At 69.5% G+C, this 24,939-nt stretch carries 25 protein-coding genes and 1 tRNA gene; 18 read left to right on the top strand and 8 right to left on the bottom strand.

All coding sequences use genetic code 11. The annotated features are described in order from the left end of the window. The first annotated feature begins 60 nt into the window (after positions 1-60). The 9 genes from JOE53_RS09810 (at position 61) to JOE53_RS09770 (ending at position 9,300) form a co-directional block, all read left to right on the top strand. Positions 61-1,167, top strand: a complete 1,107-nt coding sequence (locus JOE53_RS09810) for a TadA family conjugal transfer-associated ATPase (protein ID WP_204947556.1) — start codon at positions 61-63, stop codon at positions 1,165-1,167. After that, positions 1,164-2,108 (top strand): pilus assembly protein TadB, encoded by a 945-nt coding sequence (locus JOE53_RS09805; RefSeq protein WP_204947555.1) that lies wholly within the window; start codon positions 1,164-1,166, stop codon positions 2,106-2,108. Before JOE53_RS09810 ends, JOE53_RS09805 begins: the two co-directional genes overlap by 4 nt. 38 nt (positions 2,109-2,146) lie before the next feature. Next, a complete protein-coding gene (locus JOE53_RS09800; protein WP_204947554.1) occupies positions 2,147-2,383 on the top strand; it encodes a DUF4244 domain-containing protein in 237 nt (78 codons plus the stop codon). After that, positions 2,380-2,715 (top strand): pilus assembly protein, encoded by a 336-nt coding sequence (locus JOE53_RS09795; protein ID WP_036286287.1) that lies wholly within the window; start codon positions 2,380-2,382, stop codon positions 2,713-2,715. The genes JOE53_RS09800 and JOE53_RS09795 overlap by 4 nt, the downstream gene beginning before the upstream one ends. A gap of 49 nt (positions 2,716-2,764) precedes the next feature. Continuing rightward, positions 2,765-3,091, top strand: coding sequence for a helicase (locus JOE53_RS09790; RefSeq protein WP_204947553.1), 327 nt, complete (start codon positions 2,765-2,767; stop codon positions 3,089-3,091). 127 nt (positions 3,092-3,218) lie between these two features. After that, entirely contained in the window at positions 3,219-5,858 is a 2,640-nt protein-coding gene (topA, locus tag JOE53_RS09785) for a type I DNA topoisomerase (protein ID WP_233449985.1), read from the top strand. Continuing rightward, the gene (gene tmk / locus JOE53_RS09780; protein WP_204947551.1) at positions 5,855-6,478 is read left to right on the top strand and encodes a dTMP kinase; all 624 of its coding nucleotides are present in this window, start codon (positions 5,855-5,857) and stop codon (positions 6,476-6,478) included. Before topA ends, tmk begins: the two co-directional genes overlap by 4 nt. 66 nt (positions 6,479-6,544) lie before the next feature. Next, complete coding sequence (locus JOE53_RS09775; RefSeq protein ID WP_204947550.1) at positions 6,545-7,723, top strand: DNA polymerase III subunit delta'; 1,179 nt, start codon at positions 6,545-6,547, stop codon at positions 7,721-7,723. Next, positions 7,720-9,300, top strand: coding sequence for an alpha/beta hydrolase (locus JOE53_RS09770; RefSeq protein ID WP_204947549.1), 1,581 nt, complete (start codon positions 7,720-7,722; stop codon positions 9,298-9,300). Before JOE53_RS09775 ends, JOE53_RS09770 begins: the two co-directional genes overlap by 4 nt. Before the next feature lie 3 nt (positions 9,301-9,303). Here JOE53_RS09770 and JOE53_RS09765 read toward each other — a convergent pair whose 3' ends face one another. The 3 genes from JOE53_RS09765 to JOE53_RS09755 all read right to left on the bottom strand — a co-directional run bounded on the left by JOE53_RS09765 (position 9,304) and on the right by JOE53_RS09755 (position 11,971). Next, positions 9,304-9,963: a methionine ABC transporter permease gene (locus JOE53_RS09765; protein WP_016464466.1), complete on the bottom strand. Its 660-nt coding sequence runs from the start codon at positions 9,961-9,963 to the stop codon at positions 9,304-9,306. Then, entirely contained in the window at positions 9,956-10,996 is a 1,041-nt protein-coding gene (locus tag JOE53_RS09760) for a methionine ABC transporter ATP-binding protein (protein ID WP_036286314.1), read from the bottom strand. Before JOE53_RS09760 ends, JOE53_RS09765 begins: the two co-directional genes overlap by 8 nt. Positions 10,997-11,077: 81 nt before the next feature. Further along, positions 11,078-11,971: a MetQ/NlpA family ABC transporter substrate-binding protein gene (locus JOE53_RS09755; protein WP_204947548.1), complete on the bottom strand. Its 894-nt coding sequence runs from the start codon at positions 11,969-11,971 to the stop codon at positions 11,078-11,080. A gap of 226 nt (positions 11,972-12,197) precedes the next feature. Here JOE53_RS09755 and JOE53_RS09750 point away from each other — a divergent pair. From JOE53_RS09750 to JOE53_RS09730, 5 genes are all read left to right on the top strand, one after another. Beyond that, positions 12,198-12,273 (top strand) — tRNA-Thr (locus tag JOE53_RS09750). Positions 12,274-12,299: 26 nt separating this feature from the next. Continuing rightward, on the top strand, positions 12,300-12,695 hold the full coding sequence (locus tag JOE53_RS09745) for a hypothetical protein (RefSeq protein WP_204947547.1): 396 nt from the start codon (positions 12,300-12,302) through the stop codon (positions 12,693-12,695). A gap of 62 nt (positions 12,696-12,757) precedes the next feature. Beyond that, a complete protein-coding gene (locus tag JOE53_RS09740) occupies positions 12,758-15,040 on the top strand; it encodes an MMPL family transporter (RefSeq protein WP_204947546.1) in 2,283 nt (760 codons plus the stop codon). A 47-nt stretch (positions 15,041-15,087) separates the two neighbouring features. Beyond that, a complete protein-coding gene (locus JOE53_RS09735; RefSeq protein WP_005051183.1) occupies positions 15,088-15,672 on the top strand; it encodes an isochorismatase family protein in 585 nt (194 codons plus the stop codon). Continuing rightward, on the top strand, positions 15,669-16,439 hold the full coding sequence (locus tag JOE53_RS09730; protein ID WP_204947545.1) for a DUF2510 domain-containing protein: 771 nt from the start codon (positions 15,669-15,671) through the stop codon (positions 16,437-16,439). Before JOE53_RS09735 ends, JOE53_RS09730 begins: the two co-directional genes overlap by 4 nt. Positions 16,440-16,469: 30 nt before the next feature. Here JOE53_RS09730 and JOE53_RS09725 read toward each other — a convergent pair whose 3' ends face one another. From JOE53_RS09725 to JOE53_RS09715, 3 genes are all read right to left on the bottom strand, one after another. Further along, positions 16,470-17,705, bottom strand: coding sequence for a serine/threonine-protein kinase (locus JOE53_RS09725; protein ID WP_204947544.1), 1,236 nt, complete (start codon positions 17,703-17,705; stop codon positions 16,470-16,472). A 456-nt stretch (positions 17,706-18,161) separates the two neighbouring features. Then, entirely contained in the window at positions 18,162-18,560 is a 399-nt protein-coding gene (locus JOE53_RS09720; RefSeq protein WP_204947543.1) for a hypothetical protein, read from the bottom strand. A 123-nt stretch (positions 18,561-18,683) separates the two neighbouring features. Next, the gene (locus JOE53_RS09715; protein WP_204947542.1) at positions 18,684-19,346 is read right to left on the bottom strand and encodes a fasciclin domain-containing protein; all 663 of its coding nucleotides are present in this window, start codon (positions 19,344-19,346) and stop codon (positions 18,684-18,686) included. A gap of 278 nt (positions 19,347-19,624) precedes the next feature. On the opposite strand from JOE53_RS09715, the gene sigK reads away from it, so the two are divergent. From sigK to JOE53_RS09695, 4 genes are all read left to right on the top strand, one after another. Further along, on the top strand, positions 19,625-20,224 hold the full coding sequence (sigK, locus tag JOE53_RS09710; protein WP_016464474.1) for an ECF RNA polymerase sigma factor SigK: 600 nt from the start codon (positions 19,625-19,627) through the stop codon (positions 20,222-20,224). After that, positions 20,221-21,033: an anti-sigma factor gene (locus JOE53_RS09705; protein WP_051498756.1), complete on the top strand. Its 813-nt coding sequence runs from the start codon at positions 20,221-20,223 to the stop codon at positions 21,031-21,033. Before sigK ends, JOE53_RS09705 begins: the two co-directional genes overlap by 4 nt. 33 nt (positions 21,034-21,066) lie before the next feature. Further along, positions 21,067-21,705: a hypothetical protein gene (locus JOE53_RS09700; protein WP_016464476.1), complete on the top strand. Its 639-nt coding sequence runs from the start codon at positions 21,067-21,069 to the stop codon at positions 21,703-21,705. Positions 21,706-22,026: 321 nt separating this feature from the next. Further along, positions 22,027-22,911, top strand: coding sequence for an aminodeoxychorismate lyase (locus tag JOE53_RS09695; protein ID WP_204947541.1), 885 nt, complete (start codon positions 22,027-22,029; stop codon positions 22,909-22,911). A 179-nt stretch (positions 22,912-23,090) separates the two neighbouring features. On the opposite strand, the gene JOE53_RS14770 is transcribed toward JOE53_RS09695, so the two are convergent. Together JOE53_RS14770 and pstB are read right to left on the bottom strand one after the other, a co-directional pair. Beyond that, positions 23,091-23,582: a DUF559 domain-containing protein gene (locus JOE53_RS14770; RefSeq protein WP_233449539.1), complete on the bottom strand. Its 492-nt coding sequence runs from the start codon at positions 23,580-23,582 to the stop codon at positions 23,091-23,093. Between the two features lie 567 nt (positions 23,583-24,149). Continuing rightward, positions 24,150-24,929 (bottom strand): phosphate ABC transporter ATP-binding protein PstB, encoded by a 780-nt coding sequence (pstB, locus tag JOE53_RS09685; RefSeq protein WP_039411779.1) that lies wholly within the window; start codon positions 24,927-24,929, stop codon positions 24,150-24,152. Positions 24,930-24,939 lie beyond the last annotated feature (10 nt).

Below are 24,939 nucleotides of genomic sequence, written 5' to 3'. Positions count from 1 at the left end.
TTCCTCACGGGTGAGGTCGCGCCCGGCCGTCGCCGCGCGCCGCGCACGTAGCGTCGGGGTATGTCCGAGCCTTTCGTCGCCCACCGCCGCGGCACACGTCGCGTTCCGGAGGCGGTACGCCGGTTCGTCGTCGATGAGCGTGGCGTCGAGTCCGTCGCGCGTGTCCGCGCCGACGCGGCGGAGCCCGCGATGGCGTCGGGGCCGGTTCCGCTGCGTCGTGCGCGACGCCGGCGCCTTCCCGATCACCCGGCCCTCGACCCCCTTCATCACCTCCTGAGCGATCCCGAGGTGACGGACGTGTTCATCAACGGCACGGACGGCCTGTTCGTCGACCGCGGCGCCGGGGCCGTGCCGGTCGTCGAGTGGCGGGCGGATGCCGATGAGCTGCGCGCGCTGGCCGTCGCGCTCGTCGGAATCGGCGGGCGCCACCTCGACGACGCCTCGCCCGTGGTCGACGTGCGGTGGGAGCACGGCGCGCGCGTGCACGCCGTGCTTCCCCCTGTCGCGTGCACGGGCACGGCCATATCGATCCGTCTGCCGCAGGTCGACGTCCCCGATCTCGACGAGCTCGCCCGTCGCGGCCTCTGCGATGCCGAGACCCACAGGCGGCTCGAGAAGCTCGTGGCGGCGCGTCGCAACATCCTGGTGTCGGGCGCGACGGGTGCGGGCAAGACTACGCTGCTGTCGGCGTTGTTGGGTCTGGTACCGCCGCACGAGCGAATCGTCACGATCGAGGACGTCGCCGAGTTGCGGGTGGACCATCCGCACCATGTGCGTCTCGAAGCGCGCCAACCGAATCTCGAAGGCGCCGGCGCCGTTCCGCTGTCGCGTCTCGTCCGCGAAGCCCTGCGGATGCGGCCCGATCGGCTGGTCGTCGGAGAGTGTCGTGGCGAGGAGGTCCGCGAACTGCTGACCGCCCTGAACACGGGTCACGAGGGCGGCGCGGGCACGGTGCACGTCGGCCGTATCGCCGATCTGCCCGCTCGGCTCGAAGCGCTGGGCGCTCTCGCCGGAATGGACGATCGGGCGCTCGCGCGCCACGTCGTCAGCGCGATCGGTGTCGTGGTGCACGTCGAGCGCGGTCCGGACGGCATTCGTCGCGTGGTCGGTTTCGCCCGGCCCGGGCTCGACGGCCATGGTCGGTTGGAAATGGCGGCCGTGCCATGAAGGCTGCCCCGGCTGACGCCACGGAGGCCGCCGAGACGTTGCAGAGGCTCGCCGTCCTGCTGGAGGCCGGTGTCGCGCCGGCGCAGGCGTGGTCACTGTTGGCGGAGGACGGCGATGCCACGGCGCTGCGCCTCCTCGACGAGGCTGCGCCCGACGGCGGAGGGGACGCGGAGGGCGTTCCCCCTCCGCAGCACCACCCGCTGCTCGATCCGACGGAGAACATGGATCGGCTGGGAGGGGCGTGGACCGACGTCGCGGTGGCCTGGCGCGTCGCCCAGACGGTCGGAGCTCCGCTGGCGCCGAGTCTTCGCCAGTTCGCCGGCGCGCTGCGATCAGCTGCCGAGATGCGCGATGACGTCGCCGTGGCCCTTGCCGACCCTCGGGCCACGGCGCGCCTCGTCGCGTGGTTGCCTGCCGTCGCGATCCTTCTCGGGATCGCCCTCGGATTCGACGTGGCCGCGGTGCTGGTGCACCCGGCCGGAATCGGCTGCATCGCCACCGGCGCCGCGCTCATGCTCGCAGCGCGCCTCTGGACGGCGCGCCTCGTCGCTCGGGCGGAGCCCGACAGGCGGCTGGCGGGACTGCAGAGCGAGATCGTGGCGATCGCTCTCAGCGGGGGCGTGTCGGTCGAGCGCGCCCTCGCCGTGACCACCGCTGCGGGCGCGGGCGAGATCGAAGCCGACGTCCACGCGATGCTTCGGCTCTCACGACGTGCCGGTGCGCGCGCGGTGGAGTTGCTGCGTGCGGACGCGGCAGAGCAGCGTCGCAGGGCGCGCACGGACGGCCGGCTGCGCGCCGCTCGCCTCAGCTCTCGGCTGCTCCTGCCGATGGGTGTCTGCACCCTGCCCGCCTTCCTTCTGCTCGGCGTCGCGCCCCTGCTGATCTCGGTCCTCAGCGGGTCGACGCCTCTCCTCACGTCCGCGGGATCGCCGGCGGCCTGACGTGCCCCCTTCCACACCGAGAGAAAGTAGGACTCTGCATGTTCCATCCTTCGCCCATCACGCTCACGAGCGGCGGGGCCACCGCTCTGCCGCCGCTCACGCTGCGACGTGCGCGCGAGCTCTACTCCGACGAGTCGGGGGCGGCCACTGCGGAGTACGCCGTGGCCACCATGGCCGCCGTGGCCTTCGCCGGGCTGCTCGTCATGATCATGCGCAGCGATGAGGTCCGCGGCATCCTCACCGACCTCGTCCGCCGCGCACTGACGGTCGCATGATCCGCCGGTGCGATGACGGCGGATCCGCGACTGCCGAATTCGCCGTCATCGTGCCCGCGGTGGTCCTTCTCATCGCCCTGACCGCGGGCTCTCTGAGTGCCGTGGGTCGCCTCGTGCGTCTGGAGCAGGCGGTTGCACAGGCCGCGCGACTCGCCGCTCGCGGCGAGCCCGATCGGGTGGCCGAGCTCGTTGCGACCATCGCCGATGCGCGTCTCGATGCGATCGCCGCGGACGGCGACCTCGTCTGCGTGACGGCCTCCGCCGGCGTCCGCGTGCCGTTGCCCCTTCCCGAGCTGAGCGCGCGCTCCTGCGCTCTTGACGGCGGCCGGTGAGCATGGTGTCGGCGGATACGTTCGACGCGCGCGGTGGGGAGTCCGTCTGATGGCCGGGTCCGCCGTCGCGCTCGGCGCTCTCGCCGTCGCCGCGGCGGCAGCGGTGGGAGTCGGCGCGGTCGGCGCCGCCTCGGTCCACTCCGCTCGCGCGGCGGGAGCGGCCGACGCCGCGGCTCTCGCCGCCGCGGATGCCGTGACCGGAGCTGCGGTCGGCGTGCCGTGCGATCGCGCGGCCGAGGTGGCCGCCTCCGTGGGGGCGGAACTCGTCGCGTGCGCGGTCGTCGAGATGACCGCCACCGTTCGCGTCCGCGTCGGCGGCGGCCTGCTCGGCGCCGAAGCCCGCGCGCGCGCCGGACCGCCGTCGGGGAGGGAATGACCGGCCCGCTCCCAGCGTCTTCCCCATGGGGCGGTGTGTATGGTGTGCATCGGAGAAAGGACGCCACGTGGCAGCTGTCAAGAGTGCTGGGGGCAAGAAGCTCGTCATCGTCGAGTCGCCGACGAAGATGAAGTCGATCCAGGGATACCTGGGCGACGGATACGAGGTGCTCAGCTCGGTCGGTCACATTCGTGACCTTGCGGACAAGAAGGACATTCCCGCCGAACTGAAGAAGACCTCGGTCGGGAAGTACTCGATCGACATCGAGAACGGCTTCACTCCTCTGTACGTGGAGAGCGAGCGCGGCAAGAAGACCGTCGCCGAACTCAAGCGCGCCCTGAAGAACGCCGACGAGCTCCTGCTCGCAACCGATGAAGACCGCGAAGGCGAAGCCATCGCGTGGCACCTCCTGGAGGCACTCAAGCCCAAGGTCCCCGTCAAGCGCATGGTGTTCCACGAGATCACCAAGGACGCCATCCGCGCCGCCGTCGACAACACCCGCGAGCTCGATCTCGCGCTGGTCGACGCTCAGGAGACACGCCGCATCCTCGACCGCCTGTACGGGTGGGACGTGTCCGACGTCACCCGGCGCAAGGTCGGTCAGGGCACCTCCGCCGGGCGCGTGCAGTCGGCGGCCACCCGCCTGGTCGTCGATCGCGAGCGTGAGCGGATGGCGTTCGTCTCGGCCTCCTACTGGGATGTGGAGGCACTCGCCGCCTCCGGACAGGAGCCCTTCGCCACGCGCCTCGCCCGCCTCGACGGCGCGCCGCTGGCCCGCGGCACCGACTTCGACGACGCCGGTCAGCTCAAGAAGGCCGTCGTCGTGCTGACGGAGTCGCAGGCGCGTGAACTTGCCACCGCGATCGAGACGCGAGGCGACGCCACCGTCACCGCCGTCGAAGCCAAGCCCGGCACCCGCAGCCCGAAGCCGCCGTTCACCACCTCCACCCTGCAGCAGGAGGCCGGACGCAAGCTCTCGATGAGCGCCAAGCACGCCATGGGCGTCGCGCAGCGGCTCTACGAGAAGGGTTTCATCACCTATATGCGCACCGACTCGACGGCCCTGTCGACGCAGGCCGTCACCGCCGCGCGCACCCAGGCCGTCGCCCTGTACGGCGACAAGGCCGTCCCGGTCAACCCGCGCAGCTACCGCAACAACAGCAAGAACGCGCAGGAGGCCCACGAGGCGATCCGCCCCTCCGGTGATGCGTTCCGCACCCCGGCATCCGTCGCGTCCTCGCTCGACCGCGACGAGCTGCGTCTGTACGAGCTCATCTGGAAGCGCACCGTCGCCTCGCAGATGTCGGATGCGAAGTACGAAACGACCACGGTGACGCTCGAGACCGAAGCCGCAGGTCGGACGGCCGCCTTCACCGCATCGGGCACCGTCTACACCTTCAAAGGCTTCCTCGAGGCCTACGAAGAGGGACGGGACGAGAAGCGCGGCGACGCGGACAAGTCCGACGATCAGTCCCTTCCGGCGCTCGCCGTCGGCGACGTGCTCTCTCTGAGCGACGTCGAGCCCAAGGGCCATGCGACGAGCCCGAAGCCCCGCTACACCGAGGCTTCGCTGGTCAAGGCGCTCGAGGAGAAGGGGATCGGCCGCCCATCCACCTTCGCGAGCATCATCGACGTCATCATCAATCGCGAGTACGTCACCAAGCGGGGCCAGGCGCTGGTTCCGAGCTGGCTCGCGTTCAGCGTCGTCCGACTGCTCGAGGAGCACTTCGCCGACCTCGTGGACTACGACTTCACCGCGGCGCTCGAAGACGATCTCGACGCGATCGCCCGCGGCGAGCAGCAGCGGGTCGCGTGGTTGAACGAGTTCTACTTCGGCTCCGAGAACCACGTCGGTCTGCGCCACATCCTCGACAACCTCGGCGAGATCGACGCGCGTGAGATCAACGCCACCAAGATCGGCGACGTCGCCACGCTCCGCTTCGGACGCTACGGGCCGTACCTCGACGTGCCCAACGATGACGGCACGACGCGCATCGTCAACGTCCCGAGCGATCTGGCCCCCGACGAGCTCACCCCCGACAAGGCTCGTGAGCTCATCGACGCGCCAATCGCCGGCGACCGGGTGCTCGGGCAGAACCCGGACAACGGGCGGGACATCGTCGTCAAGGATGGACGCTTCGGTCCCTACCTCGAAGAGGTGCTGCCCGCCGATCCCGAGTCCGAGCCCGAGCCGGTCGCGACCGAAGGCGCCCCCAAGAAGCGCGTCGCCAAGAAGAAGGTCGAAGCGCCCAAGCCGCGCCGTGCGTCGCTGTTCAAGAGCATGTCGCCCGAGACCATCGACCTCGAGACCGCTCTGAAGCTCTTCTCGCTGCCGCGCACCGTCGGCGTCGACCCGGAGACGCAGACTCCGATCACGGCCCAGAACGGCCCCTATGGCCCGTACCTGAAGAAGGGCACGGACTCGCGCTCGCTCACGAGCGAGGACCAGATCTTCGACATCACGCTCGAGCAGGCGCTGGAGATCTATGCGCAGCCCAAGTACGCGAACCGCGCCGCGAGCTTCCTGAAGGAGTTCGAGGCCGACCCCGTGTCGGGCAAGCCCATCCGCATCAAGGATGGCCGGTTCGGCGCGTACGTGACCGACGGCACCACGAATGTCACCATCCCGCGTGGGCAGACCGCCGATGACATCACGTTCGAGGTCGCCGTGCAGATGCTGGCGGACAAGCGCGCCAAAGGTCCCGCGCCCAAGCGCACCACCCGGCGAGCGACGACCACGCGCAAGCCGGCCGCCAAGAAGAAATGACCCGCGGGATCTGGGTCACCTTCGAGGGCGGCGACGGCACCGGCAAGACCACGCAGGCCACGCGTCTGGAGAACTGGTTGCGTGAGCAGCAGCGCACGGTCGTGCGCACGCGCGAACCCGGCGGCACTGAGGTGGGTGTGCTCATCCGCGAGATCGTGCTGCACCATCGCGGCGAGGTCGCGCCGCGGGCCGAGGCGCTGTTGTACGCCGCGGACCGCGCCCAGCACGTGGCCACGCTCGTGCGGCCGGCGCTGGGGCGCGGCGACGTGGTGATTCAGGACCGCTATCTCGATTCCTCCGTGGCCTACCAGGGCGCGGGACGCGTGCTGGATGCCGAGCAGGTGCGGGATCTGTCGATGTGGGCCACCGAGGGGGCGCTGCCGGATCTGACGGTGCTGCTCGACCTCGACCCGGCTGTCGCGCGGCGGCGCCTCGACGCGGCGGACAAGCCCTTCGACCGTCTCGAGGCCGAGAAGAGCGCGTTCCATGAGCGGGTCCGCGACGCCTTCCTCGCCCTCGCGGCGGCCGATCCACGCCGCTTTCTCGTGCTCGACGCGGCACGGTCGGAGGACGAGCTCGCCGCCGCTGTCCGCGATCGCATCCGCCCTCTGCTGGCCTGAGGTGTCACCTCCGCGGCACGACCCGATCGGCGGTGGGCTGTCGGCACCTGCCCGTAGGCTGGGCTCATGAGTGCGGATTCGGCGATCGCCACGGCAGATCGATCCCGCGCCGCGTTGCCGTGGGGCGAGGTGTGGGGTCAGGACGAGGCGTTGCAGCAGCTGCAGGCCGCGGCATCCGATCCCAGTCAGCTCGCCCACGCCTGGCTGATCACCGGCCCCGCCGGGTCGGGACGCTCGACGCTGGCCGCGGCATTCGCCGCCGCGCTCATCGCTGAGCCGGGCGATGAGGCGGCCATGCGCCAGGTGCTCGCGGGAACGCACCCCGACCTCACGGCGCTGCGCACCGAGGGCGTCATCATCTCCATCAAGGACGCGCGCGCCCTCGTCGAACGCTCCTATTTCTCTCCGTCGCTGGGCCGGTACCGCGTCATGGTGATGGAAGACGCCGATCGCATGATCGAGCGCACCAGCAACGTGTTGCTCAAGGCGCTCGAGGAGCCGCCCGAGCGCACCGTGTGGATTCTCTGCGCGCCGAGCGAGGCCGACCTTCTGCCCACCATCCGCTCGCGCGTGCGCACTCTCCGCCTGCGCGAGCCCGACGTCGCGGACGTCGCCCGGCTCATCGTGGCGCGTACGGGCGTCGACGAGCAGACCGCCGAGCAGGCGGCGCGGCTGTCGCAGCGTCACATCGGCATGGCCGTGCGCCTTGCGACGGATGCCGACGCGCGGGCGCGCCGTGACGAGACCCTGCGCGCCGTGATGTCGGTGCGTGGCGTCGGGTCGGCCGTCGAGACGGCGGCGCGCATCGTTCAGGTCGCCACCGACGACGCCAAGGCGCTGACCGCCGAACGCGACGATGCCGAACGGGAGGCGTTGTTGCGGACGCTGGGCATCACTCCGGGAGCGGCGGTGCCGCCCGCCGTGCGCAGTCAGCTCAGCGCGCTGGAGGACGATCAGAAGCGTCGGGCCACCCGGAGTCTGCGTGACGGCATCGATCGCGTCCTGACCGACCTCGAGTCGATGTTCCGCGACGTTCTGATGCTGCAGTTCGGCCGCGACGACGATCTCATCAACCGCGAGTTGGCCGACGCGCTGGCAGCACTCGCGGCCGCGTGGAGCGCTCCGCGGACCCTCGTCGTGCTCGACGCGATCGCCGCCACCCGACGCAACCTGGAGGGCAACGCCGCCCCCACCCTGGCCCTGGAGAGCATGCTCGTGACCGTCGCGAGCGGGAGGACCCTGTGACCGAGACACCCCGCCGTCCCCGCCGAACTCTCATCCGCCGTGCGCTGGTCGCGGTCGCATCCGTCGCCGCGGCATCCACGATGCTCACCGGATGCCTCTATGCGGCGATTCCGCCCGAGAGCGCGACCACGCCGGCGCCGAGCCGCCAGCCCGACGTCGACGGCGTTCCGGCCGGGTTCGAGCAGTTCTACGGGCAGGCGCTCGACTGGAAGGCGTGCGCCGGAACCGATGCCGGTCGCTTCGACTGCACCACGGTGACGGCCCCGCTGGACTGGTCCGACCCTGCCGTCGGGACGATCGATCTCGCCGTCATCCGACGCGCCGCGACGGACGGGGTGCCGATCGGCTCACTCCTGACCAACCCGGGAGGTCCGGGCGCGAGCGGGTACGACCTCATCGCCCAGTCCTCGTCGTTCGCGGTGGGCTCCGCGCTGTCGAACGCCTACGACGTCATCGGTTTCGACCCCCGCGGCGTCGGCCGCTCGACCGCGGTGCGGTGTTTCGACCCGTCAGCGATGGACGCCTACCTCTTCGACATTCCCGCCGATCCGCGCGGCAGCCAGGGGTGGACCGACGAGCTGACGGCGCGAAACCGCGACTTCGTCGCGGCCTGCGAGGCCAACAGCGGCGGCATCCTGCCGTACATCACCACCGACAATGCGGCGCGCGACATGGATCTGCTGCGCGCCGTGCTCGGGGACAGCAAACTCTACTATCTCGGCTACTCCTACGGCACCTTCCTGGGCGCGACCTACGCGAAGCTGTTCCCCGAACGGGTCGGACGACTCGTGCTCGACGGCGCGATCGATCCGTCGGTTTCCGGGCTCGACGTGAGCACGACGCAGGCGATCGGGTTCGAGTCGGCGCTGCGGGCGTACATGACGGACTGTCTGCAGAGCCGCAGCTGTCCGTTCTCCGGCATGGTCGATGAGGGCATGGCGGCGCTCGGCACCCTGTTGGCCAGCGTCGACCGCGTGCCGCTCACCGCTTCGGACGGCCGCAAGCTCGGCGCCGACACGCTGATGACGGCGATCATCGCCGCCCTGTACTCGCAGGACAGCTGGACGTATCTGTCCACCGCTCTGTCGGATGCCCTCGCCGGCAAGCCCGACACGGCGTTCCAGCTCGCGGACTTCTATTACGCGCGCTCCAACGGCACCTACCAGGACAACTCCACCGAGGCGTTCCGTGCCTACAACTGCATGGACTACCCGCTCGACACCGCGCAGGCCGACAAGGATGCCGCCGACGCGCTCGTGAAGCAGAAGGCGCCGACGATCGCCCCGTACTGGCAGGGCGTCGACGTCTGCGAGGTGTGGCCGTATCCGCCCACCGGCGTGCGTGAGAAGATCACCGCCGATGGGGCGGCTCCGATCGTCGTCGTCGGCACGACGAACGACCCGGCCACCCCGTACGCGTGGTCGGTGTCGCTCGCGCAGCAGCTGTCTTCGGGCGTGCTGATCACCCGCCAAGGCGAGGGCCACACCGGCTACAACAAGGGCAACGCCTGCGTCGACACGGCCGTGGAGTCCTATCTCGTCGACGGTACCGTGCCGACCAACGGCCTCACCTGCTGATCGCTAACGACGCAGGACGCGTCGAGCGAGGGCGTTGCCCACGAACTGCACGAGCTGCACGATGACGATGATCACGAGCACCGCCGACCACGTCACCCACGGGTTGAACTGTTTGAAGCCGTAGTTGATGGCGAACTCGCCGAGACCGCCCGCGCCGATGGCGCCGGCCATCGCCGTCATGTCCACGAGGGCGACGACGACGAAGGTGTAACCCAGCAGGAGCGGGCCGAGCGCCTCGCGCGGGATCAGTCGGAACAGGATCCTGGAGCGGCTCGCTCCCGCGGCGCGCGCAGCCTCCACCACGCCCGGGCGCACCGTCAGCAGGTTCTGTTCGACGATGCGACTGATCGCGAACAGCGACGCGATCGTGATCGCGAAGATCGCGAACGGCACGCCGATGCCGGGAAGTCCGATGCCGCGGGCGATCGGTTGGACGGCGGCGAGCAGAATGATGAACGGTATCGGACGGAAAGTGTTCACGATGACGTTGAGAACCCCGAACACCACGCGGTGGGGAAAGAGGCTGCCGGCCCGCGTGGCGTAGAGCGCCATTCCGAGCACCAGGCCGCCGAGGCCGCCGAGCAGCAGCCCGGCGGAGGCGACGTAGAGGGTCTCGACCGTCGCGTCCCAGAGCTGCGGCAGAAGAGTGATGAGCCTATCCACGAGTGTCCTCCTCGGTCAGACGAGCGACGGTGGATGCCGCCGCCAGTGCGCGCTCCACGGCATCCGCCTCGCCGGTGAGCGCGAGGGTGAGGTGGCCGAACACTCGACCGTGGATGTCGTTGATACCGCCGTGGACGACTTCGAATCTCACGCCGTGCGCGGCAAGGGTCGCGAAGACCTGGGCCTGCGCGGAACCCTCGCCCTCGCGGACGTCGATGGTGACGATGCGCCCGTCGTGCCGCGCGCGCAGTGCAGCAAGGTCGGCGCCGCGGGGGACCTCGTCGATGACGCTCGCCACGAAGCGTGCGGTGGCGGGGTGCTGGGGGGCGGAGAGTACGTCGAACACGCCGCCGGACTCGATGACACGACCGCCCTCCATGACGACGACGCGGTCGGCGATGACCCGGATCACCTCCATCTCGTGCGTGATGAGCACGATCGTCACGCCGAGTTCACGATTCACGCGTCGCAGGAGAGCGAGAACCTCCTGTGTGGTGTCGGGGTCGAGGGCGCTCGTGGCCTCGTCGGCGAGGAGGATGCGAGGGCTCGTCGCGAGAGCGCGGGCGATGCCGACGCGCTGCTTCTGCCCGCCCGAGAGCTGTTCCGGGTAGGCGTTCGCCCGGGCGGCGAGGCCGACGAAGTCGAGCAGCTCGGCCACGCGATGGCGGATCTCGCTCCGCGGCCTGCCGGCGACCTCGAGCGGGTAGGCGATGTTACCCGCGACGGTGCGCGAGTCGAAGAGGTTGAACTGCTGGAAGATCATCCCGATATCGGAGCGGAGGCGGCGCAGCTGCCGTTCGGGCAGCCGCGTGATGTCGGTGCCGTCGATCTCGACCGCGCCTGTCGTGGGGATCTCGAGGGCATTGATCAGGCGCAGGAGGGTGGACTTGCCCGCCCCCGAGTAGCCGATGACGCCGCACACCTCGCCGGCCGCGATCTGAAGTGAGACGTCGTCGAGGGCGACGACGGGTGGAGCGCCCTTCGTCTGCGGCGGATAGGTCTTGGTCGCGGAGACCAGTCGGATGAGGCTCATGAGATCTCGCTCGGTGTCGATGGACGGACGACGAACGCGCGCATGCGGCCCTGCCCGTAGGCGGGGCCGCATGCGCGGTGGTCACTGCTGGGCGCGGATGTCGTCCTCGGTCTTCTTGAGCGAGCTGACGAGGTCGGCGACCGGCGTCTTCAGCAGCACGGCGCTGCCGCCGGATGCGTCGAGCACCCCTTGCTGCACCGATGCCGTCTCCTGGTAGATCTTCACGAGCTTCTGGTACGTCGGGTTGTCGGCATCCTTCGCCTTGGCGGCGAAGACGTTGATGTACGGGAAGGCCGAGGGATCGGACGGGTCGTCCTGCGTGAGAAGCTGGTCCTTGGTCAGTCCGGACTTGGCGACGAAGTCGTTGTTGACGACGGCTCCGGCGAAATCGGGGAGGGAGGATGCCGTGAAGTCGGCGGCCACGGCCTCGACCTTCGCCTTGGACCCGGGCTGGATGTCGGCCACGGTCGAGAAGATCGATCCGCCGCCCTTGAGCGAGATCAAGCCGGCCGACTGCAGCACGAGCAGGGCGCGTGCCTGGTTGGACTCATCGTTGGGGACGGCGATCGTGCCACCGTTCGGGATGTCCGCGACGCTCTTGTACTTCGTCGAGTACAGGCCCAGCGGGTAGATCGCAGTCGCACCGACCGGGACCAGATCGTCGCCCGCCTTCACGTTGTAGGTCGCGAGGTAGATGATGTGCTGGAACTGGTTGAGGTCGAGCTCGCCCGCAGACAGGGCGGGGTTGGGCTGGTCGTAGGCGTCGAAGTTCACGATCTCGACGGTGATCCCTTCGGCGGCCGCAGCATCCTTGTAGGTCTGCCAGTACGGGTCGCCCGCGCCGACGACACCGATGCGGACGGGGTCCTGCGCGCCGCCGGTGCCCTCCGCGGGGGCGGCGGCGCCGGATGCGCAGGCGCTCAGAAGAAGGGCAAGGGGAACGGCCAGGATCGCGGCCAGGGACTTTCGGGACATGGTGGTGCTCCTTGTGGATCGGGGCACCGCGTCGCGCGGGATCTCTCGGCTCCCCGCGCTCGCCTCGTCGCGGTGCCTGATCCACGGTAGGCACAGTCGACCGAGGTCGTGGAATCGCTCCGTAACACGGTGACACCGCGCGGGTGAGGCGGTCGCCGTCGTGGTTCGCGACCGGGCTCCGGACCCTGTAAGATCGGTGATCGTGCATGGCGCTCCGGCTCCTTGCGCCGCCTTAGCTCAGACGGCAGAGCGATTCACTCGTAATGAATAGGTCAAGGGTTCGATTCCCTTAGGCGGCTCCACTTCTTCACCGACTTCGGGGAGACCCATGGATCACGCGATCGACGCGATGATCGAGATCTTCACCTGGGTGGGCTTCGGTGCCTTCCTCGTCCTCGCGATCGCCGTCGTGATCGCGTGGGCGGCGGACGGCACGTGGCTGCCGGCCGACGCGATCATCGACCGTGACGGTGAGCAGCCGGTCGCGCGGTGGTTCGACGCCGACGGGGACGCCAACAGTGCACCGCTGTCGGCGGCGGATGCCGCGGTCATCGGCGACGCCGACGCGGCATCCATCTGGTACCGCCATGGCTGGCAGGGGCGGATGCGGCTGCAGCGGCGAGCGGCGGGGCTGCGTGCGCTGACCTGGTCGGCGGCGGGCATGCTCGCGCTCGGCGTGGTCAGCCTCGTCGCGGGGTGGGTGCTCTACTTCGCTCGCGGCTGAGGGCGGCGGGCGCCCGCAGATCGGGGTGGCGCGCTCGAATTATTACTAGATAAGCTAGCGACATGACTGGTCGCACCGACACCCCCACCCGCTGGCTGCGTATCGGCATTCCTGTGCTGCTCGTCCTCATCTGGCTGGTGGGCGGCTCGATCGGTGGCCCGTACTTCGGCAAGATCGACGAAGTCGCCACCAACGATCAGTCCTCGTTCCTGCCGTCGTCGGCGGAGTCGACGCAGGTGCAGGAGCGGCTCTCGCAGTTCACCGGCGGCGACAGCATCCCGGCCGTGGTGGTCGTCACCGGTGAGGGAGCGCTGAGCGCCGCCCAGCTCACCCAGATCACCGAACTCGCCGCCACGATCTCTGACGTCGAGGGCGTCGAGCAGGTCTCGCCGGCGATCCCGTCCGACGACGGCGAGGCGGTGCAGTTCTTCGTGCCGATCTCGACCTCGGGCGACGTCGGTGAGACGGTCACGGCCGTCCGCGAGAGCATCGAGAAGAACCTCCCGACGGGCCTGGAGGCGTGGGTGACCGGGCCTGCCGGCTTCACCGCCGATCTGGTGGCCGGCTTCCTGGGCATCGACGGGATCCTGCTCGCCGTCGCACTCGGTGCCGTGTTCATCATCCTCGTCATCGTCTACCGATCGCCGCTGCTGCCGATCCTCGTGCTGCTGACCTCGACGTTCGCGCTGTGCGTCGCGCTGCTGACGGTGTGGTGGCTGGCCAAGGCCGGCATCTTCGTGCTCAACGGTCAGGTCCAAGGCATCCTCTTCATCCTCGTGATCGGCGCCGCCACGGACTACGCCCTGCTGTACACCGCACGTTTCCGCGAAGAGATCGGCACGGGTGCGCGACGGTGGGATGCCGCGGTCATGGCCTGGCGCGGCGTCTTCGAGCCGATCATCGCGTCCGGCGGCACCGTCATCGCCGGCCTGCTGTGCCTGCTGCTGAGCGACCTCGCCAGCAACCGGGCGCTCGGACCGATCGCCTCGATCGGCATCGCCTTCGCAGTGCTGTCCGCTCTCACCTTCCTGCCCGCGCTTCTCGCGATCTTCGGGCGCGCGGCGTTCTGGCCCTTCATCCCGAAGGGCGCCGACGGCGACCCGGGCGACAACGCCGAGCGTCTCGTCACCGACCCGAGCGCTCCCGTTCGCGGGTTCTGGGGTCGCCAGGCCCGTCTGGTCGCGCGCCATGCGCGGCCGGTATGGATCGCCTCGACGGTCGTGCTGCTCGCGGCATCCGTCGGCGTGCTGCAGCTGAAGGCCGATGGTGTGCCGCAGAGCGACCTGGTGCTGGGAGCCTCGCAGGCCCGCGACGGGCAGGACGTGCTCGCGCAGCACTTCGCCGCGGGATCGGGGAGCCCCGCATACATCGTCGTGCCCCAGGACCGGGTTGCGGATGCCGTCACCGTGCTCGAGAAGGCGCCCGGCATCGAATCCGTCGCAGCGACCGCCAAAGACACCGTCTCGGGTCAGATCGGCGTCTCGGTGCAGGACGGTACGGCGGTGTACACGCTGGCCGGTCCGCCGAGCGCCACGCCTCCTGAGCCGACGGTGGTCGACGGCGACGTGCTGTTGGTCGCGACGCTGTCGGACGAGGCCGACTCGCTGGCCGCGGAGCAGACCGTACGCGACCTGCGGACGACCTTCACGAGCGAGCTCGGTGCCGATATCGCACGCGTCGGCGGACCGACCGCGATCGATCTCGACACCAACGACACGTCGATCCGCGACCGCACTCTCATCATCCCGGTGATCCTGGCTGTCATCCTCGTCATCCTCATGCTGCTGCTGCGAGCGATCGTCGCCCCGGTCATCCTGATCCTGAGCGTGATCCTGTCGTTCGGTGCCGCGCTCGGAGTCAGCGCGCTGGTCTTCGACAACCTGTTCCACTTCCCGGGAGCCGATCCGGCGGTGCCGTTGTACGGCTTCGTCTTCCTCGTGGCCCTGGGCGTCGACTACAACATCTTCCTGATGTCGCGCGTGCGGGAGGAGTCGAAACGGCACGGCACACGCCCCGGCATCCTGCGCGGACTCGTCGCGACCGGCGGCGTCATCACCTCTGCCGGGCTCGTGCTGGCCGCGACCTTCGCGGCGCTCGGGGTGATCCCGATCCTGTTCCTCGCCCAGCTCGCGTTCATCGTCGCCTTCGGGGTGCTGCTGGACACCTTCGTCGTGCGCTCGCTGCTGGTGCCGGCGGCGACCTACGACCTCGGGCGGCGGATCTGGTGGCCCTCGCGCCTCGCGCGCTCTGACGTCGATGCTGTTCCGAACTCCTCCATTCCGGCGGCGGAAGCCACGACACGCCGGTCGCGGCGGCAGAACGGGAACGACGCGCGGGAGTTGTGAACGGGCAGCGCTGACCGCAGCGGTGTCGAAGGGTTAGCCTCGGTGGTATGACCAGAGCACTGTTCATCGTCGATGTCCAAAACGACTTCACGGAGGGCGGGGCGCTCGCCGTCGCCGGTGGCGACGCGGTCGCGCGCGGCCTGACGGCATACCTGTCCGCCCACGCCGCCGACTATGACCTCATCATCGCCTCGCGCGACTGGCATGAAGGCCACACCGACAACGGCGGTCACTTCGCGACCGATGCCGCCCCCGACTTCGTCGACACCTGGCCGGTGCACTGCGTCGCCGACACGCCCGGGGCCGATTACGACGCCGAACTCGTCACGGATGCCGTGACCCACCATGTGAAGAAGGGACAGGGCATGCCCGCCTACTCGCTGTTCGAAGGAACCACGGATGCCGGTGAGAAGGTGTCATCGCTGCTGAGCGTGCACGGCGTCACGGACGTGGACGTCGCGGGGCTCGCGACCGATTACTGCGTGCGCGCGTCGGCGCTCGACGCGATCGAGCACGGACTCCGCGTGCGCGTTCTCACGGATCTCGTCGCCGGTGTCGCCTTGGAGACCTCCGATGCTGCGCTCGCCGAGCTCGCTCACGCGGGCGCCGAGCTGGTCGGAGCGGCAGCGTGAGCGCCCCGGCCGGCTGGTACCCCGACCCGGCCGACGCCGCGGCCCGCCGCTGGTGGGACGGGACGCAGTGGACGGCGCAGACCGCCCCGGCGCCCCGGTTCGGCGAGTATGCCCCGACGGCGGGCGGGTCGACGACCGCCGCGCCTGCGGTTCCCGTCCCGCTCCCTTCGCCGGTCGCGCAGACCGCACCGGTGGCGGGCGGGTACGCGGCGTACCCTTCCGCACCCGCCTACGCCGGTTCGGGGGCTACCCCGCCCGTCGTCGATGTTCCGACCAGTACGGTGTGGGTGTGGCTGGCTGTCGCGGCATCCGTCCTGCCGATGCTCTCCATCTTCCTGATCGACTGGAACGCCTACATCGCGGCCGTCGTGGCGATGTCGCGCGAGGCGTCGTCGGGCATGACCGGCATGCCGACGGAGCTGATGTCGTGGGAGGCCCGCGCGATCGGGATCTCGCTGATCGGATGGCTGTTCTACGCCGCATTCGTCGTCTTCAGCTGGCTCGACTGGCGTGAGCTGAAGCGCCGCGGCGTCGTCGCCCCCTTCGGCTGGGCGTGGTCGTTCTTCGTGCTGCTCGGCCTGGGCTCCGCGGTCTATATGATCGGCCGCGCCGTGGTGCTGCGCCGACGCACCGTGGCCGGTGGCTGGGCGCCGCTGTGGACGTGGATCGCCGCCACGGTCATCGGCTTCATCGCGTCGATATCCCTCGTCGTGTGGGTCATCGGAGAGATCGTGCAGGCGGTGTCCTTCACCGTCCAGGGCAGCTGATCGCGGCATCCGAACCGGGGCAGGCGGTGCTCAGTCGCCGCCCTTGCCTGGTCCGCCGCCTTTGCCGCCCCCGTTGTTGCCTCCTGGGCCGCCTTTATCCTTGCCTTTGTCCTTCGGGGCAACCGGTGTGGCCGGTGCTTCCTCGGGATTCGAGACGGTGTTCGCCTCGGTCGCGGCGGGCGTCGGCGTCGTGTCGGCGACCCCCGTCGGCGATGGCTGGACGGTGTGCGCACCGGACAGTCCCGACCACGCTGCCAGCGCGATGACGACCGCAGCCACCGCCGCGCCGGCGCCGACGAGCACGCCGGTTCGACGCCACCATGGCAGTGCGGACGGCGTCGCCGGAGCGAAGCGCGCGGCCGCGGCGGCTGCGGGCTCGGCGGGTGGTGCCGGTGCGGCGAGAACGCGGGTCTCGTCATCGCCGGCGCGGCGCGGGGGAGCGGCAAGCGTGTCGGAGATGGCCGCCGCGCTCGGGCGCGCCGCCGGGTCGCGGCTGAGCATCGCCGGAAGCAGCTCCGCCCACAGCGGAGACAGATGGTCGGGAACCGTGGGATCCTGCGCGAGCCTTGCGAGTACCTGCGCCGCGCCCTGGGCGGAGGGGAAGGCGCGTGTCCCGGTGAGGGCCTCGAGCAGGACCAGTCCGAGAGAGTAGACATCGGATGCGGGAGCGGGGGCGTGCCCGAGCGCGACCTCCGGGGAGAGGTAGGCGGCGGTGCCGATGAGGGTGCCGGGCTGGGTGATGCGGTCCGAGCCGAGCAGGTGCGCGATACCGAAGTCGGCGAGCTTCGCCCGCGGCGGACGGTTCGGCGTCGCGCCGGGGGCGAGCAGGATGTTCGACGGTTTGATGTCTCGGTGGACGACGCCGGCGGCGTGCACCGCGCTCAGCGCTTCGGCGAGCTCGCCGGCGATGCGGGCGACCTCGGCATCCGTCATGGGGCCGTCCGCCAGTCGCGACGACAGCGACGGGCCGTCGACGCGTTCCATGACGAGGTAGCGCGGGCCGGGGCCGGTCAGGCGCGCATCGTGCAGAACGACGAGGTTGGGGTGGGTGAGAGCGGCGAGCGCGGCCGTCTCCACGCGAACCCGCTGACCGGCATCGAGGTCGTCCCCTGTCGCCGTGATGATCTTGATCGCGACAGTGCGACCCAGCAGAAGATCCTGAGCCGCGTAGACGCGGGACATGCCGCCGGTGCCGATGAGCGCGTCGATGCGGTAGCGCTCATCGAGCACGGTCCCGGCATCGACGTCCGGAGTCTGATCGTCCACGTTCCGAGAGTAGTCGGGCGATGGATGCTGTGGTGCTGCGCGCTTGCTAGGCTGATGCCGCCCCTATAGCTCAGTTGGTTAGAGCAACGGACTTCAACAGAACACAATGGAGCGCCAGCGTAGAAATGCGCTGGATGACCGCCGCTATATGCTGGAACGCCCTGAGAGCCCGAGGTACTCGCCGGATGCTGGTCATCTGGCAGTGAAAATCCGAGGGATTGGGTAATCAGCAGGTAACCGCAAGGGAACCTCAGAGACTACACGCGGCGCACCTGACCGGTCAGGCCGAAGGTGAAGATATAGTCCAGACTGCAAGCCGGTAGAACGGTGGCGGGGGAAACCTCGTGCAGCAGGTTAATCCGTGGGTCCAGGGTTCGAGTCCCTGTGGGGGCACCACGCAGCGATGTCCGACGGTGGTTGTAGACCATCGTCATGACGTCGCGAGAAGTCCTCAGTTCAGGTACTGCCAAAGAGTGCGGCACGTGTCACGAGACCAAGTCGCTCACGGAGTTCAATCGCAAGCGGCGGCGTCCGGATGGCCTTCAGGAGACGTGCCGCGAATGCAACCGCGCGTCTTCGCGGCGCTACTACGCGGAGCATCGCGAACAACATGTTCGCGTCGTCGTCGCGCGCACCGCGAGGCGTCGGGTCGAGGCGAAAGAGCACCTCCTCGCCTACCTGCGTTCTCATCCGTGCGTGGACTGCGGGATAGGGGACATCCGTGTTCTCGATTTCGACCACAGGCCCCAGAGCTCCAAACGCAAAGACGTGATGCAACTGGTGAAAGAGGGCTTCAGCATCCGGATCATTCAGGACGAAGTCGACAAGTGCGACGTGAGGTGCCGAAACTGCCACGCGATCGCCACCCTCGAGAGGGCCCCACAGAACTGGCGTTCGCGTGCGGAACGACACGGATGACGCGACGAGGCCGCCGACGCGCAGTGCGCCGGCGGCCTCGACCGGGGGTGATCGAAACGATCAGTTGGTGGGCATGAGCACCGAGTCGATCAGGTACACCGTGGCGTTGGCGGTCTGGACGCCACCGCAGATGACCTTGGCGCCGTTGACCATGATGTTGTCGCCCGAGCCGGTGACGGTGACGTCGCCGCCCTCGACGGTCTTGTGGGTGCCGTCGATCTCCGACGGGGCGAGCTGGCCGGGAACCACGTGGTACGTGAGGATCTTGGTCAGCGTGGCGCTGTCGGTCTTCAGGGAGTCGATCGTGGCGGCGTCGATCTTGGCGAACGCGTCATCGACGGGCGCGAAGACCGTGAACTGGCTGCCGTTGAGCGTGTCGACCAGGTTCACGTCGGGGTTCAGCTGGCCGCTGACTGCGGCGACGAGCGTCTTCAGCAGCGGGTTGTTCGAGGCGGCTGTGGCGACGGGGGCCTGCGACATCCCCTCGACGGAGCCGGCGCCGGACGGGACAGCCTCGGCGTAGGCGGCGCAGCCCGGGCCGACGAGGTTGGCGGCGGGGTCCATGGTCGACGGAGACGGAGCCATCGACTGCGTCTCTTCGCTCATCGCGGGGGGCGTGGTCGCCGAGGTCGACGACGAACCCATCGAACATGCCGACAGGGCGAAAGCGCCGGCGAGGGTGAGCGTCAGAGCGGCAGTGATCTTCTTCGTCTTGCTGAGCATGATGTCCTCCATGTGAGCGGAATGGTTAGTCCTGCCGAGCCGCGTGGTGCGGTCTCGACAGGTCCTTCGGAGCCCGAGAGATATCGGATGGGAGAAAGTTCGGATCCGTTCGACCTGGTCCGAGATCAATCCGATCGGTCGCGGACGCCGAACAACGGTCGGGCTCCGAGAATCTGCCGGCAGACGGGCGCTCAGCGCCGGGAGGTGCGGTCGTAGCACACGCGGTCTTTCCGCGCCACCCGCGCGCGGGCTGCACGACAGGAGGACGGTGATACGGCATGCTGAGAGAGATGGTCATCGACGGTGTGGACGTACCCGAGGATTCGCCGGCACGCGATCACGCCGGGGAGCTTCTGGTGCGCGTCGCCGCGGGCGACCGCGCCGCGTTCGGACAGCTCTACGACATGCTCGCGCCGCGCGCGTTCGGACTCATCCTGCGCGTGCTCGTGAACCGTGCGCTCAGCGAAGAAGTGCTCCAGGACGTGTTTCTCGAGGTGTGGCAATCCGCTTCGGGCTTCGCTCCGAACAAGGGACAGGGACGGTCCTGGGTCCTCACCATCGCCCACCGTCGCGCCGTCGACCGGGTGCGTTCCACACGCGCCAGCACCGAGCGCGACGAGAAGGCGGGACTGCGCGAACTGAACAGCGGCCAGGACAGCGTCGACGATCAGGTCGCCCTGCGTATCGAAAGCAGGCGCGTCGCCCGAGCGATGGACGCACTTCCCGATGCGCAGCGCGAAGCACTGCTGCTGTCGTATGTCGGGGGATATTCTCAGAGCGAGATCGCCGCACTGGTGGGATCGCCCCTGGGGACGATCAAAACAAGAATGCGCGACGGTTTGTCGCGCCTGAGGCAGGAGATGGGGGTGACGTCATGAACGACCGCGAGTACCGAGACATCGGAGCAGACGAGTTTGCCGAGCTCTCGGCAGGGCACGCGCTGAACGCGCTGTCGCTCGACGACGAGCGCGCCTATCAGGCTGCCCTGGCCGCGCACCCCGAGTGGGAACAGGTCGCCCGCCTCGACGCGGCCACCATCGACGTCCTGGCCGACGGCATCCCGCCCGTCGCTCCGCCGATGGACCTCCGCTCGCGACTGATGCGGGCGATCGACACCGACGAGTCGCCGACCGCAGCGGATGCCGCGGCATCCGCCGTCGAGGAGGAGGAGCGCGCCGAAACCGCTCCGGTCGCGCCGCCGACAGAAGTGGTGCAGGCGGTGCAGCGTCGAAACTGGACGCGCGGACTTTTCGCTCTCGTCGCCTCGGTCGCACTGCTCGTCGCAATAGGGTGGGGCACCGGAGCCCTGACCAACCTGTGGCGTACGCCGGCCGCGGTGACCGCGCTGGAGCAGATCCAGTCGGCCCCCGACGCCTCGTCGGCGCAGGTCAGCTTCCAGGGCGGCGAGGCCACGGCGCACTGGTCGGCCAGTGTCGGCAAAGTGGTGCTGGTCGCCGACGGGTTGCCCGAGCTGCCGAACGATCGCACCTTCGAACTGTGGTTCGTGCGCGGAACCCAGCCGATCGCGGCGGGCACCTTCGACGCGTCCGGCTCGGTGACCACCGCGGAGCTCAGCGGGACGATGCAGCCCGGCGACACCATCGCCGTGACCATCGAACAGGCCGGAGGCTCGCCCGACGGCAATCCGACCACCAAGCCCATCATCGCCATCCCGACCACCGCCTGAGCCCACCGCTGCGGCCGCCGGTAGCCTGGAACGATGAGCGACGAGCCCCGGGACTATCACCGCCCCGTCCATCGGCCGGCGGACACGTTCGACCGTCGGTTCGGCTCCACCGACCCGGCCGACGTGTCGCGGATCGCGCACGCCACGGCATCCGCCTTGATCACGCGCGTGCGCGACGAGCCCACGGATGCCGTCGTCGAGCGGTTGATCACGTTCACCGACGCCCACGGCCTCGAGACCGTCGCTGAGCTGTGGTCGCACTCCCCGGCGAAGTCGCTGCCCGGGACGCTGTGGCGTCTCTACCTGCTGCAGCTGATGGTGCGCGACGATGCCGCGACCGCCGCCCTGCTGTACGAGCGGGGGCGCACGGTGCTGCACTCGGTCGACGATGTCGTCGCGGGAGCTCCGACACCGGCCGGGCCGGAGGAGCTGATGACGCTGGTCGACGAGATCCTGCGCGGCGTGTTCACCGGCGACTTCGCCGTCGCCCTGGAACGCGCCGCCTCGTTCTGCCGCGTCGAGGCCGCCGGCGCCGCGGACCTCGCCGACGACTACGACGACACCGAACCGAACCGTGCGAGTACGTTCACCACCCGGGCGCTGCGTCTGGACACCTACGCGGGCGATCTCACGGCGTGCGCCGGGCTGTGGCGGCGCGACGCGCTGACCTGACCGGGCGTGCGGCGTCGCGTGGGGCGTTTCGACTCGCTGCGCTCGCTCAACGACCGGGAGCCTGTCGCGCATCTTCGATCGTTGAGCGAGGAGCGCAGTGACCGGGGGCGGGCGCCTCACCCGGTCGTTGAGCGAGGAGCGCAGTGACGAGTCGAAACGGAGCGTTCGGACGTCCGGGCAGAGAAGTGCCGGGCCGCAGAACGCCTCTCGGCGCGAGGCCGCTCGGAGCGGCGAAAGATGGAGCCCGGGGTTACTGCGGCCCGGCTGTTCCAGTGTAACGGACCGTCCCTTCGGGCTATTCCCGCGGTCTAGGCTCGGGTCATGGCCTGGCACTTCGCGTTGATGATCGACCCCGCCGACAGCGGTGATTCCCGCAACGATTTCGCGGCGACGTTCACCGAGGTCGACCCGGCCGCTCCGGCGCTGACGGTCGGCGAGCTCAGCACGCAGCGCGGCGACGGCATCTTCGAATCGATCGGCGTCGTCGACGGTCACGCCCAGGAGGTCGAAGCCCACCTGGCGCGCCTCGCGCATTCGGCCGTGCTGTGCGACCTGCCGCATCCCCACCTCGAGCAGTGGCGCCAGGCGGTCGCGCTGGCCGCCGCCGCATGCGGTGCAGGCGAGGCGGTCATCAAGCTCATCCTGAGTCGGGGCATCGAGCACGGCCCGACGCCCACCGCGTGGGTGACCGCGGCGCCTGCCGCTGATTTCTCGACGGCGCGCACGCGCGGCATCCGCGTGGTCACCCTCGGTCGCGGGTATGCGCTCGACGCCCCCGCCCGGGCCCCGTGGCTGCTGCTGGGAGCGAAGACGCTGTCGTACGCCGTGAACATGGCGGCTCTGCGCGAAGCGCACCGCCGCGGCGCGGACGACGCGATCTTCACCACGAGCGACGGCTTCGTGCTCGAAGCGCCGACCGCCTCGCTGATCCTCCGCCGCGGCAACACCTTCGTCACGCCGGCGCCGAACGCCGGCATCCTGCATGGGACCACGCAGCTCAGCCTGTTCGAGCACCTCGAGGCGCGCGGATTCGAGACCGGCTACGAGACGATCCCCGTATCGGAACTGCAGACGGCCGACGCCGCGTGGCTCGTGTCGAGCGTGCGCCTCGCCGCGCCGGTCACGGCGGTCGACGAGCGCGAACTCGCGGGGGATGCCGCCCTCACGGCATCCATGAACGCGTACCTCCTGAGCCCGCGCGACTGACGCCCCCGCGTCCCCCGCGTCCCCCGCGGCCCCCGCGGCATGACGGATGCCGAACTGCGAGGCGTCGGCGGCGACACGCCGGCGGTGACCTGCGGTGACCGGCGTGTCGAGGTCTGCGCCTTGCAGTTGCGTCGCGAGGGGAGAAGGCGAGGAGCGCAGCGGCGGCGGGGAGGCGGGCGTCAGATGGTGACCCGGGGCGCCTGCGCGAGCGTCGCGAGCATGCCGACGATCGCGGCTTCGACGAGATCCCAGTCGTGCACGATGAGGGCATAGTCGAATCGCAACGTCACCAGGCCCCAGGCGGCCGCGTTGGCATCGCGCACGAGGTCCTTATGGCGGTGCGACGGACCATCGTGATTGTCGACGCCATCCGCTTCGATGAGAAGTCGGTCCCCGATCAGCAGGTCGACCCGCCCGACGCCCACGACAGTGCGCTGGGTCTGCACCCGCAGGTCGAGGCGGCGAAGGCGCCAGCGCAGCAGCGACTCCAGCCCGCTGTCGGCATCGTTACGGGCGAGGGCGAGAGCTTCGCGCCCCGCGGCATCGACCCGCTCGTGCAGCCATCGCCGACCATCGTCATCGATGAGGCCGAGTCGCAGCGCCGATTCGAGCACGACGAAGAACTCTTCGACGCCGTGGCATCGCTGGATCTGCAGCAGGACGCGCGGCACGGACGCGCTCGTCCCGGCGCGTCCGAGGGGGCCGTCATCCCAGTGTTCGACACAGCCGCATCCGCGGGGATGGTAGGTCCGCTGTCCGTCGCAGAGCCACACGTGCGTCCGCGCATCGTCGGTCAGAACCCAGAGCCCCAGGTGCCGAGCCGCAGTGACGCAGGCGAACCGTCCGCCGTGGGCGCCTATGTCTCGTGCAGCGTCGCAGGCAGCGACAGTCGTGTAGACGCCTCGGCGGCATCGGTGGAACGTACCCGCGCTGATGTGTTGTCGCAACTGGCTTCGCGACAAGCCGCAGCGCAGGAGAGCGCCGGTAGTGAAGACGGCCTGGGACGCATCGCACATGGCGACACCCTGCACAGTTCGCACGCGCATGACCGCTCGGTTCTCGGCATCCGTGGACAAATACGCACACCGCACGGCCTGTGCAGGACGAGTTGCCGACGGTCGCCGCGTGCCGAACGGCAAGGCCCGTCAGGCGACACGCCGGGCGGATGCCGCCGCGCGCGGCGTGTCGTTGCGAAACCCTTGCAGTTCGGTTGCGGTGGCCGTTCTCCGCCGGGCGACTCAGCCGAAGCGGCCGGAGACGTAGTCCTCGGTCGCCTGCACGGACGGGGCCGTGAAGATGGTGTCGGTGTTGTCGTACTCGATGAGCTTGCCGGGCTTGCCGGTACCGGCGATGTTGAAGAACGCCGTCTTGTCGGACACACGCGAGGCCTGCTGCATGTTGTGGGTGACGATGACGATCGTGTAGTCGGTCTTCAGCTCCTGGATGAGCTCCTCGATCGCGAATGTCGAGATCGGGTCCAGGGCCGAGCACGGCTCGTCCATCAGCAGCACGTCGGGGGAGACCGCGATCGCGCGCGCGATGCACAGGCGCTGCTGCTGGCCGCCCGACAGGCCCGCACCGGGCTTGTCGAGACGGTCCTTGACCTCGTTCCAGAGGTTCGCGCCCTGCAGCGAGCGCTCGACGAGGGCATCCGCGTCGCTCTTGGAGATGCGCTTGTTGTTGAGCTTGACGCCCGCCAGCACGTTCTCCTTGATCGACATCGTGGGGAACGGGTTGGGACGCTGGAAGACCATCCCGACATGGCGGCGCACGAGCACGGGGTCGACACCGGCGCCGTAGAGGTCGTCGCCGTCGACGAGGACCTTGCCCTCGACGTGGGCGCCCGGGATGACCTCGTGCATGCGGTTGAGCGTGCGGAGGAACGTGGACTTGCCGCAGCCGGACGGCCCGATGAACGCCGTCACGGCGCGGGGCTCGATGTCCATGGAGACGCCCTCGACGGCGAGGAAATCGCCGTAGTAGACGTTGAGGTTTTCGACTTCGATGCGCTTGGACACAGGGGCCTTC

The sequence above is a fragment of the Microbacterium laevaniformans genome, from assembly GCF_016907555.1.
Classification (GTDB): Bacteria; Actinomycetota; Actinomycetes; order Actinomycetales; family Microbacteriaceae; genus Microbacterium; species Microbacterium laevaniformans.
This window is presented reverse-complemented; position numbering and strand designations above follow the sequence as displayed.

Coding starts and splice junctions, on each gene's coding strand:
- JOE53_RS09810 (WP_204947556.1), top strand. CDS start 61: ATGTCCGAGCCTTTCGTCGCCCACCGCCGCGGCACACGTCGCGTTCCG.
- JOE53_RS09805 (WP_204947555.1), top strand. CDS start 1,164: ATGAAGGCTGCCCCGGCTGACGCCACGGAGGCCGCCGAGACGTTGCAG.
- JOE53_RS09800 (WP_204947554.1), top strand. CDS start 2,147: ATGTTCCATCCTTCGCCCATCACGCTCACGAGCGGCGGGGCCACCGCT.
- JOE53_RS09795 (WP_036286287.1), top strand. CDS start 2,380: ATGATCCGCCGGTGCGATGACGGCGGATCCGCGACTGCCGAATTCGCC.
- JOE53_RS09790 (WP_204947553.1), top strand. CDS start 2,765: ATGGCCGGGTCCGCCGTCGCGCTCGGCGCTCTCGCCGTCGCCGCGGCG.
- topA (WP_233449985.1), top strand. CDS start 3,219: ATGAAGTCGATCCAGGGATACCTGGGCGACGGATACGAGGTGCTCAGC.
- tmk (WP_204947551.1), top strand. CDS start 5,855: ATGACCCGCGGGATCTGGGTCACCTTCGAGGGCGGCGACGGCACCGGC.
- JOE53_RS09775 (WP_204947550.1), top strand. CDS start 6,545: ATGAGTGCGGATTCGGCGATCGCCACGGCAGATCGATCCCGCGCCGCG.
- JOE53_RS09760 (WP_036286314.1), bottom strand. CDS start 10,996: ATGAGCCTCATCCGACTGGTCTCCGCGACCAAGACCTATCCGCCGCAG.
- JOE53_RS09755 (WP_204947548.1), bottom strand. CDS start 11,971: ATGTCCCGAAAGTCCCTGGCCGCGATCCTGGCCGTTCCCCTTGCCCTT.
- JOE53_RS09745 (WP_204947547.1), top strand. CDS start 12,300: ATGGATCACGCGATCGACGCGATGATCGAGATCTTCACCTGGGTGGGC.
- JOE53_RS09740 (WP_204947546.1), top strand. CDS start 12,758: ATGACTGGTCGCACCGACACCCCCACCCGCTGGCTGCGTATCGGCATT.
- JOE53_RS09735 (WP_005051183.1), top strand. CDS start 15,088: ATGACCAGAGCACTGTTCATCGTCGATGTCCAAAACGACTTCACGGAG.
- JOE53_RS09715 (WP_204947542.1), bottom strand. CDS start 19,346: ATGCTCAGCAAGACGAAGAAGATCACTGCCGCTCTGACGCTCACCCTC.
- sigK (WP_016464474.1), top strand. CDS start 19,625: ATGCTGAGAGAGATGGTCATCGACGGTGTGGACGTACCCGAGGATTCG.
- JOE53_RS09705 (WP_051498756.1), top strand. CDS start 20,221: ATGAACGACCGCGAGTACCGAGACATCGGAGCAGACGAGTTTGCCGAG.
- JOE53_RS09700 (WP_016464476.1), top strand. CDS start 21,067: ATGAGCGACGAGCCCCGGGACTATCACCGCCCCGTCCATCGGCCGGCG.
- JOE53_RS09695 (WP_204947541.1), top strand. CDS start 22,027: ATGGCCTGGCACTTCGCGTTGATGATCGACCCCGCCGACAGCGGTGAT.